Source organism: Streptomyces sp. NPDC053048 (assembly GCF_044547045.1).
GTDB lineage: Bacteria > Actinomycetota > Actinomycetes > Streptomycetales > Streptomycetaceae > Streptomyces.
Genome location: NZ_JBITZS010000003.1, coordinates 136,010 through 150,178 on the forward strand (window position 1 = coordinate 136,010; position 14,169 = coordinate 150,178).

General features: G+C 71.4%; 13 protein-coding genes. 11 read left to right on the forward strand and 2 right to left on the reverse strand.

Features of this window, described 5'->3' with window-relative positions; all coding sequences use genetic code 11:
• Nucleotides 1-55 precede the first annotated feature (55 nt).
• The 3 genes from ACIG36_RS08925 (at nucleotide 56) to ACIG36_RS08935 (ending at nucleotide 1,969) form a co-directional block, all read left to right on the forward strand.
• The gene (locus ACIG36_RS08925; RefSeq protein WP_399924343.1) at nucleotides 56-745 is read left to right on the forward strand and encodes a response regulator; all 690 of its coding nucleotides are present in this window, start codon (nucleotides 56-58) and stop codon (nucleotides 743-745) included.
• Between the two features lie 93 nt (nucleotides 746-838).
• A complete protein-coding gene (locus ACIG36_RS08930; RefSeq protein WP_399924345.1) occupies nucleotides 839-1,237 on the forward strand; it encodes an OB-fold nucleic acid binding domain-containing protein in 399 nt (132 codons plus the stop codon).
• A gap of 3 nt (nucleotides 1,238-1,240) precedes the next feature.
• Nucleotides 1,241-1,969 (forward strand): DUF3159 domain-containing protein, encoded by a 729-nt coding sequence (locus tag ACIG36_RS08935; protein ID WP_399924348.1) that lies wholly within the window; start codon nucleotides 1,241-1,243, stop codon nucleotides 1,967-1,969.
• 79 nt (nucleotides 1,970-2,048) lie between these two features.
• Here ACIG36_RS08935 and ACIG36_RS08940 read toward each other — a convergent pair whose 3' ends face one another.
• Nucleotides 2,049-2,726 carry a potassium channel family protein gene (locus tag ACIG36_RS08940; RefSeq protein ID WP_399924351.1) on the reverse strand — a complete coding sequence of 226 codons (678 nt, stop codon included), beginning with the start codon at nucleotides 2,724-2,726 and terminating at the stop codon, nucleotides 2,049-2,051.
• Nucleotides 2,723-3,391: a potassium channel family protein gene (locus tag ACIG36_RS08945; protein ID WP_399924354.1), complete on the reverse strand. Its 669-nt coding sequence runs from the start codon at nucleotides 3,389-3,391 to the stop codon at nucleotides 2,723-2,725. Before ACIG36_RS08945 ends, ACIG36_RS08940 begins: the two co-directional genes overlap by 4 nt.
• A gap of 436 nt (nucleotides 3,392-3,827) precedes the next feature.
• Here ACIG36_RS08945 and ACIG36_RS08950 point away from each other — a divergent pair, with 436 nt between their 5' ends.
• The 8 genes from ACIG36_RS08950 (at nucleotide 3,828) to ACIG36_RS08985 (ending at nucleotide 13,490) form a co-directional block, all read left to right on the forward strand.
• Nucleotides 3,828-5,765 carry an ATP-binding protein gene (locus ACIG36_RS08950; RefSeq protein ID WP_399924356.1) on the forward strand — a complete coding sequence of 646 codons (1,938 nt, stop codon included), beginning with the start codon at nucleotides 3,828-3,830 and terminating at the stop codon, nucleotides 5,763-5,765.
• Between the two features lie 8 nt (nucleotides 5,766-5,773).
• Nucleotides 5,774-6,193: a roadblock/LC7 domain-containing protein gene (locus ACIG36_RS08955; protein ID WP_399925375.1), complete on the forward strand. Its 420-nt coding sequence runs from the start codon at nucleotides 5,774-5,776 to the stop codon at nucleotides 6,191-6,193.
• Entirely contained in the window at nucleotides 6,190-6,552 is a 363-nt protein-coding gene (locus tag ACIG36_RS08960; protein WP_399924359.1) for a DUF742 domain-containing protein, read from the forward strand. Before ACIG36_RS08955 ends, ACIG36_RS08960 begins: the two co-directional genes overlap by 4 nt.
• Nucleotides 6,530-7,159 (forward strand): GTP-binding protein, encoded by a 630-nt coding sequence (locus tag ACIG36_RS08965; protein ID WP_399924362.1) that lies wholly within the window; start codon nucleotides 6,530-6,532, stop codon nucleotides 7,157-7,159. Before ACIG36_RS08960 ends, ACIG36_RS08965 begins: the two co-directional genes overlap by 23 nt.
• A 35-nt stretch (nucleotides 7,160-7,194) precedes the next feature.
• The gene (locus tag ACIG36_RS08970; RefSeq protein ID WP_399925377.1) at nucleotides 7,195-8,631 is read left to right on the forward strand and encodes a cytochrome P450; all 1,437 of its coding nucleotides are present in this window, start codon (nucleotides 7,195-7,197) and stop codon (nucleotides 8,629-8,631) included.
• Nucleotides 8,613-9,734 (forward strand): cytochrome P450, encoded by a 1,122-nt coding sequence (locus ACIG36_RS08975; protein ID WP_399925379.1) that lies wholly within the window; start codon nucleotides 8,613-8,615, stop codon nucleotides 9,732-9,734. Before ACIG36_RS08970 ends, ACIG36_RS08975 begins: the two co-directional genes overlap by 19 nt.
• Nucleotides 9,735-9,963: 229 nt before the next feature.
• Entirely contained in the window at nucleotides 9,964-12,012 is a 2,049-nt protein-coding gene (locus tag ACIG36_RS08980) for an APC family permease (protein WP_399924365.1), read from the forward strand.
• A gap of 158 nt (nucleotides 12,013-12,170) precedes the next feature.
• The gene (locus ACIG36_RS08985) at nucleotides 12,171-13,490 is read left to right on the forward strand and encodes a class I SAM-dependent RNA methyltransferase (protein WP_399924368.1); all 1,320 of its coding nucleotides are present in this window, start codon (nucleotides 12,171-12,173) and stop codon (nucleotides 13,488-13,490) included.
• Nucleotides 13,491-14,169 lie beyond the last annotated feature (679 nt).

Consider the following 14,169-nt stretch of genomic DNA (forward strand, 5'->3'; position numbering starts at 1 on the left):
GACCAGGATTCCGGGCCCCACGGCGGGCCCGCACGAACAGTAGAGGTGGAGCAGCATGAACCGGGTGCTCGTGGTCGATGACGAGCCGCAGATCGTCCGCGCTCTCGTGATCAACCTCAAGGCGCGGAAGTACGAGGTCGACGCCGCGCCCGACGGCGCCACGGCACTCCAGCTCGCCGCCGCCCGCCACCCCGACGTGGTCATCCTCGACCTCGGCCTGCCGGACATGGACGGCGTCGAGGTGATCAAGGGCCTGCGCGGCTGGACCCGGGTGCCGATCCTGGTCCTCTCCGCGCGCCAGACCTCCGACGAGAAGGTCGAGGCGCTCGACGCGGGCGCCGACGACTACGTGACCAAGCCCTTCGGCATGGACGAGCTGCTGGCCAGACTCCGCGCCGCCGTGCGGCGGGCGGAGCCGACGGGCTCCTCGGCGGCGGGCGACGACGCGATCGTCGAGACCGAGGTCTTCACCGTCGACCTCGCGGCGAAGAAGGTCAACCGGGGCGGCAAGGACGTACGCCTCACGCCCACCGAGTGGCACCTGCTGGAGGTCCTGGTGCGCAATACGGGCCGTCTCGTCAGCCAGAAGCAGCTGCTGCAGGAGGTCTGGGGCCCCTCGTACGGGACGGAGACCAACTACCTGCGGGTCTACATGGCCCAGCTGCGGCGCAAGCTGGAGCTCGACCCGTCGCATCCGAAGCACTTCATAACGGAGCCGGGGATGGGGTACCGGTTCGAGGTGTGAGGGGACGGGCTACCGGTTCGGGGTCCGAGGGGTTTCGAGGCGTGAGCGGCTTCGAGGTCTGAGGGGCGTGGCGCCCCCCGCTACGCTGGTGACATGAGCGCCGTACCCCGTCCCGAGAAGCCGACCGGCCGTTTCCGCCGGATGCTGGACCGGCTGTCCAGCTCCCAGGAGGAGCTGCACCACGCCGAGCTGCAGCAGGACACGGCGGCCGCCGGCTGCAAGCGAATATGCGACTGCGACGACCGGGACATCGTCAAGGTCACCGGAACCCTGCGCACCGTGACGCTGCGGCCGCGCGCCGGGGTGCCCGCGCTGGAGGCCGAGCTCTTCGACGGCTCGGCCGCGCTGGACGTCGTCTGGCTGGGGCGCCGCTCCATAGCCGGAATAGAGCCCGGCCGTAAGCTGATCGCCTCCGGCCGGATCTCCATGAGCCGCGGCCGGCGAGTGCTGTTCAACCCCAGATACGAACTCCGACCGCTCGGACAGGAGTAGCCGTTGTCGTCCATCGACAAGCCGACGGACCAGCAAGCCACCCAGGGCGCGCGCGACGCGGATTCCAGAGCGGTCACCGAGGCCGCCCTGTTCGACGCGTTCGGCGGCGTGCGGGGCATGGTGGAGACCACCGTTCCCGGCCTGGTCTTCGTCGCCGTCTACACGGTCAAGCGGGACATCCACGTGGCGGCCATCGCCGCCCTGGGCCTGTCGCTCCTGCTCGGCCTCGCCCGGCTCGTCCGCAAGGACACCCTCAAGCACGCCTTCAGCGGCGTCTTCGGGGTCGCCTTCGGCGCCGTCTTCGCGATGATGTCCGGCGACGCCAAGAACTTCTACCTGCCGGGCATGCTCTACAGCCTCGGGCTCGCCGTGGGCTACATCGTCTCGGCCGCCGTCGGCTACCCGCTGATGGGCCTGATCCTGGGGCCGGTGTTCAAGGAGAACCTCTCCTGGCGCACCCGCAACCCGGGCCGCAAGGCCGCCTACACCAAGGCCAGCTGGGCGTGGGGCCTGATCCTGCTCGCCAAGTCGGCGGTCCTCTTCCCGCTCTACTGGTGGGGCGACGTGACCCAGCTGGGCTGGGTGAAGGTGGCCCTCGGCATCCCGCCGATGCTGCTCTCGGTCTATCTGACCTGGATCTTCCTGTCGAAGGCGCCGCCGCCGATCGACGTCTTCGCCGAGATGGAGGAGGCGGAGCGCGCCGAGCGCGAGGCCAAGGCCGCGACACGCTGACCGGCTGTTGCACGGCTACATGTGGGGAGGGCCCCCGGGAATCGATTCCCGGGGGCCCTCCCCACATGTACGTACGGCCTCAGTCGTCCGTGCCCTCGCGGCGCACCGACAGCAGGTCCTCCAGCTGCTCCTCGCGTGCCGGAGCGGCCACGAACAGCAGCTCGTCGCCGGCCTCCAGCGCGTCCTCCCGGTTCGGGGTGAGCACGCGGTTGCCGCGGATGATGGTGACCAGCGAGGTGTCCTCCGGCCAGTCCACGTCACCGACGCGGGTGCCGGCCAGCGCGGCCTCCGGGGGGAGGGTGAGCTCGACCAGGTTGGCGTCGCCCTGGCTGAAGCGCAGCAGGCGCACCAGGTCGCCGACGCTCACGGCCTCCTCGACCAGCGCCGACATCAGGCGCGGGGTGGAGACGGCCACGTCCACGCCCCAGGCCTCGTTGAACAGCCACTCGTTCTTGGGGTTGTTCACGCGGGCAACGACCCGCGGCACCCCGTACTCGGTCTTCGCGAGCAGCGAGACGACGAGGTTGACCTTGTCGTCGCCGGTGGCCGCGATGACCACGTTGCAGCGCTGCAGCGCGGCCTCGTCGAGCGAGGTGATCTCGCACGCGTCGGCCAGCAGCCACTCCGCCAGCGGCACCCGCTCCACCGAGATGGCCGAGGGGGCCTTGTCGATGAGCAGCACCTCGTGCCCGTTCTCCAGCAGCTCGCCCGCGATGGAACGCCCGACGGCACCGGCACCCGCAATAGCGACCCTCATCGCTGACCCTCCTCGGGGCCGGAAGCGAAAGCCGCCTCCACCTTCTCGACCTCGTCGGTGCGCATCATCGCGTGCACCAGGTCGCCTTCCTGCAGCACCGTCGCGGACGTCGGCAGCATCGCTTCGCCCAAACGGGTGAGGAACGCCACCCGGACCCCGGTCTCGTCCTGCAGCAGGCTCACCTTCTGGCCCACCCATGCCTCGGACACCGGCACCTCGGCGAGCTGCACGCCACCGCTGGGATCGCGCCACAGCGGCTCCGCGCCCGACGGCAGCAGCCGTCGCAGCATCTGGTCGGCGGTCCAGCGCACGGTGGCGACGGTCGGGATGCCCAGGCGCTGGTAGACCTCGGCGCGGCGGGGGTCGTAGATGCGGGCCGCCACGTTCTCCACGCCGAACATCTCGCGGGCCACGCGGGCGGCGATGATGTTGGAGTTGTCGCCGCTGCTCACCGCTGCGAAGGCGCCCGCCTCCTCGATGCCGGCCTCGCGCAGGGTGTCCTGGTCGAAGCCGACGCCGGTCACCCGGCGGCCGCCGAACCCGGAGCCCAGGCGGCGGAAGGCCGTCGGGTCCTGGTCGATCACGGCGACCGTGTGGCCCTGCTGCTCAAGGGTCTGCGCGAGGGCGGAGCCCACTCGCCCGCACCCCATGATCACGATGTGCACGATGCCTGCCCCATGCTCCGTACGACCGTGCTGACCTGCACCAACACCCTGCTCACATCTTTCTTCTCGAGCTCACGGCCCCACGGGGAAGGCCCCGTGGGTACGACGCGACGCGCCCACGCCGAGCGCTGTCCGCGTCAGGCGCATGGCACCACCGTATCCGCTACCCCGCACGGACCGGGCCCCCGGACCGCGAAGCCGGTCCCGGTACCGGGGCGGACACGGTGAGTGATCCCGTCCGTGGGGGCATGGCCGAAAACGTGCGCGCAAGTGTGTTCGATGTTCGTGACGAAGATCGGACGCACGGTCACCTGCGCGGTTAGGATGATCGCCGTATTCCGTTTTGGACGGGACGTCAGGACGCCGACCCGTCCTTCCCCGGCTACCGCTGGAAGGTGTCCCCAGCCCGTATGTCCCCGTCGCCCAAGAGGAATTGATGTCACATCACATACCGGAGGTGGTGATCTGGTGTCTGGCCCTCGCGCTGACCGCCGTCGCGGTCCTGCTCGTACGCCAGCGGACGATCACCACCGGAGTGCGCAGGCGCGTCGATCAACTGGAAGGCAGCCTGCGGGCGCGTGACGAGGAACTGGCCCATCTGGTGGCCGTCCGGCTGCCGGCCGTCTCGGACGCCGTCAGCCAGGACGTGCCGCTGCCCGGCCCGCTCGACGAGCGGCTGGCCGGCACCGCCTTCGCGCAGAACCTCCAGTCCGTGATGGACCTGTTCACCCAGGCCGTGGACAAGGCGCAGAGCCGTGCCGACCAGTCGGCGAAGGCCGCGCTCAAGGCCTCCATGCGCGCCCTGCAGGGCCTGGCGCACGAACAGCAGCTGGCCATCTCCGAGATGCAGGAGCGGCACGACAACCCCGACGTGCTGCGGGACCTGCTGGAGATCGACCACGCCAACTCCCAGTTCGGGCGGCGCGCCCAGGCCATCGCCGTGCTGTGCGGCTCCTGGCCGGGCCGGCAGCGCGTGGCGTCCCCGCTCACCGACGTCGTCCGGGGCGCCACCTCGCGCATCCGCGACTACCGCCGCGTACGGGTGCACACCCACGTGGAGATCGCCGTGGTCAGCCGGGCCGTGGAGCCCGTCGTGCTCGCCGTCGCCGAGCTCCTGGACAATGCCGCCCGGCACTCCCAGCCCAACACCACCGTCGAGGTCAGCCTCCAGCCGGTGCACAACGGCGCCTGTGTCGTCATCGACGACGCGGGCGTGGGCATGGACGCCCAGGAGGTCCAGCAGGCCGCGGCCATGCTGTCGGGCCGGCGTGTGGTGGACGTCTCCCGGCTGGGCGACCCGCCGCAGTTCGGCTACCCCGTCATCGGGGTGCTCGCCGCGCGCTACGGCTTCAGCGTCTCCGTCGACACACGCTCGCCGTACGGCGGTGTGCGGGCGGTGCTGTTCCTGCCGAGCGCGCTGCTGACCCAGCTCGAGATCGACGGCCCCGGTACGACGCCGCTCGCCGGCCGGGGCGGTCATGCCCGTGACGTCCGCGATGCCCGCGACATCGGTGATGCCCGTGGCACCCGTGATGCTCGTGACGCCCGCGACATCGGTGATGCCCATGGCCTCCTCGATGCCCGTGGCGCCCGTGACGCCCGCGATGCCCGTGGCGCCCGTGACGTCTCCGACGGCCGCGACATCTCCGACGGCCGGCGCCGGCCGTCGCGCCCGCATGCCCGTCACGCCGCCGAGCGCACGCACGCGCACGAGGGGCCGGCCGGTCACGGCCGGCCGCCGGCCGCCCCGCCCACCGGGGCACCCGCCGGCCCCGACGCCCTGGGCGGCGCCACCACGGGAGCCCCCGGCTTCCCCGACATGCCCGACATCCCCCGTGTCCCGGACGTCCCCGGGATGCCGGACGCCTCCGGCGTCCCCGGCGTCCCCGGCACCCCCGACGTCCCGGGTGCCCCGCCGGTGATCGGGTCGACGGCCGGCGGTCTGCCCAAGCGCCGCCGCCGGCAGCCCGCCGGTGACCGGCACCGCCGCCCCTCCCCGGCACCCGCGCCCGCCGACCTGCCCAAGGAGCGCACGGCGGAGGAGACCGCCCGGCGCATGGGCGCCTTCGCCCGCGGCACCCGCTCCGGCCGCACCGGCAACCACCACCTGCCGTCGCTGCCCCCACCGCGCGGCGACGGCGACCGCACCCCGCCCGCCGCCGCCCCGCCCGCGCGGCCCCCGCAGCACCCAGGCCCCGTACCGCCGTCCCCCGGCTCTGTACCGCCTCCTGGCTCCGTACCGCCCCCGGGCTTCGTACCGCCGCCCGGCTCCGCACCGCCGCCCGGCTCCGCACCGCCCCCCGGCTCCGTACCGCCTCCCGGCCGGCGCCCCGGCCATGCCCCCGTAGAAGACGAAGGGAACCCGTACGCGTGAACGACCACATGAACAAAGAGCTGGGCTGGATGCTCGACGAGGTCGTGAAGATGCCGGAGGCCCGGCACGCGATCCTGCTGTCCGCCGACGGCATGCTGCGCGCCCACTCCCAGGGCATCCACCGCGACGAGGCCGAGCGCCAGGCGGCCGCCCTGTCCGGACTGCAGTCCATCAGCCGCTCCACCTCCGACTTCTGCACCCACCCCAACCACCAGGAGAGCCCCTGGCGGCAGACGCTGGTGGAGTTCGCCCACGGCTACGTCTTCCTCATCGCGGCCGGCCCCGGCGCCTACCTCGCCGTCTCCGCGGGCGAGAACGTCGACATGGAGGCCGTCACCTACCGCATGCAGAAGACGGTCGACCGGCTCGGCAAGGAACTCACCAGCCCGCCGCGGCAGGACAGCTGGCAGGGCATGGGCCCGGCATGACCCCGCCGGCGTCCCGACGCGACAAAGGGCTGGTGCGCCCGTACGTCGTCACCGACGGCCGCTCGCATCCCACCCGCAACACCTTCGACCTGGTCACCCTGGTCATGGCGCACGGCGACCTGCCGATCGGCGGACTCAGCCCCGAGAAGCGCGCCCTCATGGAACTCTGCCTGGGCGGCGCGCTGTCCGTGGCCGAGATCGCCGGCCACCTGATGCTGCCCGTCAGCGTCACCAAGGTGCTGCTCGGCGACCTCGTGGACAGCGGCCACCTCTCCACCCGGGCCCCCATCCCCTCGGCAGAGCTGCCCGAGGCCCAGATCCTGCAGGAGGTGCTGGATGGACTCCGCGCTCGCCTCTGACCACGGCGCCCACGGCGGCCACCCCGACGGCGGCGTCTATCTGCGGCGGACCGTGCGCACGGCCGCCAAGATCCTCGTTGTCGGGCACTTCGCGGTCGGCAAGACCACCTTCGTCGGCTCGCTGTCGGAGATCCGGCCGCTGCGCACCGAGGAGACGATGACGCAGGCCGGGGCGCTCGTCGACGACCTCGCCGGCATCGAGGGCAAGACCACCACGACCGTCGCCATGGACTTCGGCCGGCTCACCCTCAGCGACAGCCTCGTCCTCTATCTCTTCGGCGCCCCCGGCCAGCAGCGCTTCACCCGGCTGTGGCAGGACATGACCCAGGGGGCGCTCGGCGCGATCGTCCTCGCCGACACCCGGCGCCTGGAGCAGTCCTTCGACGTCATGGGCCTGCTGGAGGAGCACGGACTGCCGTACGCCGTGGCCATCAACCACTTCGACGGCGCCCCCACCCACCCCGACGAGGAGATCCGCGAGGCGCTCGACCTGCTGCCCGAGACCCCGCTGATCACCTGCGACGCCCGCGACCGGATCTCCTCCACCCGCGCGCTGATCACCCTCGTGGAGTACCTGCAGACCCGCACCGCCCAGGAGCCCGTGTGAGCCACCGCCCCGACGCCGGCCCCCCGCAGTCGGTCATGCCGTCGGCGGCCTGCCCCGCGCACCAGGGGCCCGGCACCCCCCTGTACGGGCCCGACTTCGCCGCCGATCCGCAGGCCGTCTACGACCGCCTGCGCGAGCACGGGCCCGCCGCACCCGTCGAGCTGTCCCCCCGGGTGCAGGCCATGCTCGTCACCGACTACCGGGCCGCGCTGGAGGTGCTCCGCAGCCCCGAGACGTTCGTCAAGGACGCCCGGCACTGGCGGGCCCTGGCCGAGGGCCGCGTCGAGGCGGACAACCCGGTCGTGCCGATGATGGCCTACCGTCCCAACTGCCTGTTCTCCGACGGCGACGACCACCGCCGCTACCGGCAGGCCGTCGACGACAGCCTCGCCCGCATCGACCCCAACGCGCTGCGCGGCTACGTCGAGCGCAGCGCCGACAGCCTCATCGACCGCTTCACCGCGCTCGGCGAGGCCGACCTGCTCGGCTCCTACGCCAAGATGCTGCCGCTGCTGGTCTTCCAGCAGCTGTTCGGCTGCCCGCCCGAGCTCGGCGACCGGCTCGTCGAGGGCTTCTCCGGCATCTTCGACGGCGTCGACGCCGAGCGCGCCGACGCGCTCATCACCAGCAGCCTCCAGGAGCTCATCGCCCTCAAACGCGAGCGGCCCGGCGCGGACATGACGTCCTGGCTGATGGCCCACCCCGTCCACCTCAGCGACGAGGAGATGCTCCACCAGCTCGTCGTCCTCATCGGCGCCGGCACCGAGCCCCAGCAGAACCTGATCGCCAACGCGCTGCGGCTGCTGCTGTCCGACGACCGCTTCGCCGGCGACCTCGCGGGCGGCAGCATGCCCGTCGAGGACGCCCTCGACGAGGTGCTGTGGCTCGACCCGCCGATGGCCAACTACGCGGTCCACTACCCGGTCGCCGACGTGGACTTCGGCGGAGTGCCGCTGCGCGCCGGCGAGCCCGTCGTGGTGAGCTTCGCCGCCGCCAACACCGACCCCGCCCTGCGCTCGGACCGCCGCACCGGCAACCGCGCCCACCTCGCCTGGAGCGCGGGCCCGCACCACTGCCCCGCCAAGGACCCCGCCCGGCTGATCGCGGCCGTCGCGGTCGAGAAGCTCCTGGACCGGCTCCCCGACCTGGAGCTGGCCGTCCCCGCCGAGCGCCTGGTGTGGCGCCCCGGCCCCTTCCACCGCGCCCTGACCGCCCTGCCCGTGCGTTTCCCCCCGGTTCCGGTGCCCGTACCGGCGCCCGCGCCCGTGCACCCGGACGGCAGGCCGCACCCGACGCCGGACGGACCGCAGCCGCCGGCCGAGACCCCTGGAGACAGCCGATGGAATCCCCGACCTGCCCCATCGCGATCGATCCCACCGGTACCGACATCCACGGCGAGGCAGCCCGCATCGCCGCCCACGGGCCGGCGGTCCCCGTGGAGCTCCCTGGTGGCGTGGTGGCGTGGGCAGTAACCACCCAGCCCCTGCTCAAGCGGCTGCTGACCGACCCGCGCGTCTCCAAGGACCCGCGTCGGCACTGGCCCGCCTGGATCAACGGCGAGATCTCCCCGGAATGGCCCCTCTACACCTGGGTGGCGGTGACCAACATGTTCACCGCCTACGGAAACGACCACAAGCGGCTGCGCACCCTCGTCGCCAAGGCCTTCACCGCCCGCCGCACCGCCGCGCTGCGCCCCCGCATCGAGGAGATGGCCACCGCCCTCCTGGACGACCTCGCCGCCACCCCGCACGGTGAGACCGTCGACCTGCGCGAGGCCTACGCCTACCCGATCCCCATCCAGGTGATCTGCGAGCTGTTCGGCGTCGAGGACGAGACCACCCGCGAGGGGCTGCGCCGCTGCGTCGACTCGATCTTCCACACCTCCGCCGACCCGGAGGAGGTCACCGCCACCTACACCGAGCTCTACGCGCTGCTGCGCGGCATCGTCGCCGCCAAGCGCGAGACGCCCGGCGACGACATGACCAGCGTCCTGATCTCCGCCCGCGACGACGAGGCGGACGCGCCGCTGAGCGAGCAGGAGCTCGTCGACACCCTCCTGCTGATGATCGGCGCCGGCCACGAGACCACCGTCAACCTCCTCGACAACGCCATCCACGCGCTGCTCACCCACCCCGAGCAGCTGGCCCTCGTCCGCGAGGGCAAGGCCGGCTGGAACGATGTGATCGAGGAGACACTGCGCTGCCAGGCGCCCGTCGCCAACCTGCCGCTGCGCTACGCGACGGAGGACATCGAGCTCGACGGCGGCGTGACCCTGCACAAGGGCGACGCGATCCTCGCCGCCTACGCCGCGGCCGGCCGCGACCCGGGCCTGTACGGCGACGACGGCGCCCGGTTCGATGTGACGCGCGCCACCAAGGAGCACCTGTCCTTCGGGCACGGCGTCCACTTCTGCCTCGGGGCCCCGCTGGCCCGGCTGGAGGCGGCCGTAGCCCTGCCCGCGCTCTTCGAGCGCTTCCCCGACATGGCACCGGCGGTGCCTCAGGGGGAGCTCCGCCAGGTGGAGTCCTTCATCTCCAACGGCCACCGGTCGCTGCCGGTGCGACTGCGACCGTGAGGGGCGAACGACGGCGTTCGTGAGTCGTACGACGGCGTTCCTGACGACCGAACGACGGCGCCCGCAAGGGTCGTAGGGCGGCGTCCGTGAGGGCTGAACCAGGCCTAATACCCCGTCCCGGCACCGACCGGGACGGGTGAAGGCGCTTCTTAACGCCCCTTTAACGGGTTTCCGCGTCGTCGGGTAGCCGGGTGGGCGTCATCCATATGGAACCCTTACGATCCTCTGCGTGTCCAAATTGACCGACCTGCCGAAACGGATCCTCATCGGCCGGGCGCTGCACAGCAACAAGCTGGGGGAGACCCTTCTCCCCAAGCGCATCGCCCTCCCCGTCTTCGCGTCCGACCCCCTCTCCTCCGTGGCGTACGCGCCGGGCGAAGTGCTGCTCGTCCTGTCCGTGGCAGGCGTGTCCGCCTACCACTTCAGCCCGTGGATCGCCCTCGCGGTCGTCGTGCTGATGTTCACGGTCGTCGCCTCGTACCGCCAGAACGTCCACGCCTACCCCAGCGGCGGCGGCGACTACGAGGTCGCCAACACCAACCTGGGGCCCAAGGCGGGCCTGACCGTCGCCAGCGCGCTGCTCGTCGACTACGTGCTGACGGTGGCGGTCTCGATCTCCTCCGGTATCGAGAACCTCGGCTCGGCCGTCCCGTTCGTCATCGAGCACAAGACGCTCTCGGCCATCGCCGTGATCGTCCTGCTGACGCTGATGAACCTGCGCGGCGTCAAGGAGTCCGGCAAGCTCTTCGCGATCCCGACGTACGTCTTCGTCGGCGGCGTCTTCGCCATGATCGCCTGGGGTGCCTACCGCGGCCTCACGGGCGACACCATGAAGGCGCCCACCGCGGACTACACCATCCACGCCGAGCACCAGGGCCTGGCCGGCTTCGCGCTGGTCTTCCTGCTGCTGCGCGCGTTCTCCTCCGGTTGTGCGGCCCTGACGGGCGTCGAGGCGATCAGCAACGGCGTGCCCGCCTTCCGCAAGCCGAAGTCGAAGAACGCGGCCACCACGCTGGCCATGATGGGCGCCCTGGCCGTCACCATGTTCTGCGGCATCATCGCGCTGGCCATGGTCACCAAGGTGCGGATGGCCGAGAACCCGGCCACCGACCTGCTCCACAACGGCGTCCCGGTCGGTGAGGACTACACCCAGAACCCGGTGATCTCGCAGGTCGCCGAGGCGGTCTTCGGCAACGGCTCGTTCCTGTTCATCGTGCTCGCCGCGGCCACCGCGCTCGTGCTGTTCCTCGCGGCCAACACCGCGTACAACGGCTTCCCGCTGCTCGGCTCGATCCTCGCCCAGGACCGCTACCTGCCGCGCCAGCTGCACACCCGCGGCGACCGGCTCGCGTTCTCCAACGGCATCGTCCTGCTCGCCGCGGCCGCCGCGATACTCGTCTACATCTACGGCGCGGACTCCACGAAGCTGATCCAGCTCTACATCGTGGGCGTCTTCGTCTCCTTCACGCTCAGCCAGATCGGCATGGTGCGGCACTGGAACCGCCACCTGAGCGGCGAGACCGACCCGGCCAAGCGCCGCCGCATGATCCGCTCCCGGGCGATCAACACCTTCGGCGCCTTCTTCACCGGCCTGGTCCTCGCGGTCGTGCTGGTCACCAAGTTCACCCACGGCGCGTGGGTGGCCCTGCTCGGCATGGTGATCTTCTACGCCACCATGACGGCCATCCGGAAGCACTACGACCGGGTCTCCGAGGAGATCGCCGCCGGGGACGAGCCCAGCGACGAAACGGTCCGTCCCTCCCGGGTGCACTCGATCGTCCTGGTCTCCAAGGTCCACAAGCCGACCCTGCGCGCCCTCGCCTACGCCAAGCTCATGCGCTCCGACACGCTCGAGGCCCTGAGCATCAGCGTGGACGCCGAGGAGACCAAGGCCCTGCGCGACGAGTGGCACCGGCGCGGCATCGACGTACCGCTGAAGGTCCTCGACTCGCCCTACCGCGAGATCACCCGCCCGGTCATCGAGTACGTCAAGCGCCTGCGCACGGAGAGCCCGCGCGACGCGGTCAGCGTCTACATCCCCGAGTACGTCGTCGGCCACTGGTACGAGCACCTGCTGCACAACCAGAGCGCGCTGCGCCTGAAGGGCCGCCTGCTCTTCACGCCCGGCGTGATGGTGACGTCCGTGCCCTGGCAGCTGGACTCCTCCGAGGCGGCCAAGCTGCGCGCCCGCAAGCACGCGGAGTGGAACGCGCCGGGTTCGGTGCGCCGCGGCCCGGTGACGGAGCCGAAGAAGGAAAAGGCGGCGACGAAGCGGTGATTCCCGGGGGGCAACCCCCGGACCCCCGGCCGGGACGCGTCGTGGCGTAGCCGGACGTCACGGGCTCGGGTGAGCGCAGGTCATCAGAGGGGTGAGGCGGGACGTAGACTGGACGGCTGTCCCGCCTCACCCCTTTTGATCTACCTGGAGCCGACCGCATGTCGATGGAACCGCAGGAATCGCTGGTCGGCGAGGAGTACGAGGTCGAGGTCGGCCCGGTGGCCCACGGCGGCCACTGCGTGGCCCGCACGGAGTCGGGCAGGGTCCTGTTCGTCCGGCACGCGCTGCCGGGCGAGCGCGTGGTGGCGCGGGTGACGGAGGGCGAGGAGACGTCCCGCTTCCTCCGAGCGGACGCGGTGGAGATCCTTGCAGCCTCCAAGGACCGGGTAGAAGCGCCCTGCCCCTTCTCGGGCCCGGGAAAGTGCGGAGGCTGCGACTGGCAGCACGCGAAGCCGGGCGCGCAGCGCCGCTTCAAGGGTGAGGTCATCGCCGAGCAGCTCAAGCGCCTGGCGGGCCTCACGCCCGAGGACGCGGGCTGGGACGGCACGGTGATGCCGGCCGAGGGCGACAAGCTCCCGGCGGGCGAGGTCCCGGCCTGGCGCACGCGCGTGCAGTACGCGATCGACGCGGAGGGCCACGCGGGCCTGCGCAAGCACCGCTCGCACGAGGTCCAGGTCATCGACCGCTGTCTGATCGCGGCCCCGGGCGTCACGGAGCTGGGCATCGAGAAGCGGGAGTGGCCGCAGATCGCGTCGGTGGAGGCGATCGCGGCGTCGGGTTCGGCAGACCGCCAGGTGATCCTGACGCCGAAGCCGGGCGGCCGCCTCCCGATCGTCGAACTGGACAAGCCGGTGTCGGTGATGCGGGTAGGGGAGAAGGACGGACGTACCCACCGGGTCCACGGCCGCCCCTTCGTCCGCGAGCGCGCGGACGAGCGCACGTACCGGGTGGGCGAGGGCGGCTTCTGGCAGGTACACCCGAAGGCGGCGGACACCCTGGTCAAGGCGGTCATGCAGGGCCTGATGCCGCGCAAGGGCGACATGGCCCTGGACCTCTACTGCGGCGTGGGCCTCTTCGCGGGCGCCCTGGGCGAGCGCATCGGCGAGAAGGGCGCGGTGCTGGGCATCGAGTCCGGCAAGCGCGCGGTGGAGGACGCCCGCCACAACCTCCAGGACCTCGACCGCGTCCGCATCGAACACGGCAAGGTCGAGGACGTCCTCCCGCGCACCGGCATCGACAGCGCCGACATCATCGTCCTCGACCCCCCACGCGCGGGCGCCGGCAAGAAGACGGTCCACCACCTGGCGTCGTTGGGCGCCCGCCGCATCGCCTACGTGGCCTGCGACCCGGCGGCCCTGGCACGGGACCTGAACTACTTCGCGGAGGCGGGGTACAAGCCGGTGACGCTGCGGGCGTTCGACCTGTTTCCGATGACGCATCATGTGGAGTGCGTGGCGATTTTGAAGCGGGTGGGGTAGGTGGCCTGACCTGCGGTTTTGCCTGGTGTGCATGATGTGCGCTATGGGCGTTACGGGCGAAATTCTGACGCTGGAATGACGCTCGTGACGCTCTCCTGACGCTCGTTCTGATGGGGTGTTAGCTGCCTGATCGCGCAGGTCATGCTGGGTGGGAGGCGTGCTCCCGAGGACTGTCTTTGCGGGAACTTGAAGGAAGGCGGCCGGTTCCGGCGCCGCTGGTTGCGGTGGCAGACGCGCTCCCGCCGTGCTTTGGTAGTCCGGACGTCTGGCGGTGCGGGTGCTCAGTAGGGGGGGGCCGTACGGGCTCCAGCCGCGCAAGAATGGCTTGAGGTCCTCGAGGCGGGGCTCAGGGACTGCGGGCAGCAACGATGAACCGTTGAAGGGGTTCAGGTGTTGCACGTGGCTCTCTGCCCATGCGATCCATGGCTCGACTTCGTCCCTGGCCGGTCCGGTCGGTAGAGTCTCTGCGTGGAGGCGGAGCGCGCTGATGTACTCGGCCAAGCCCGCTGCGTGACGCCACGCTCTTTCCTGCGCTTCTAGGTGCTGGACGCGGTACGCCTCCGCGTACTGGATGCGGGCTTCTTCCATGGCGGTTTCCCAACGGATGCGCTTCTGGCGTGCCGCTTCTATCTCGTCCTGGCGTCTGCGTTCGGCGGCTTCGCCGCGGAGGGTGACCTCG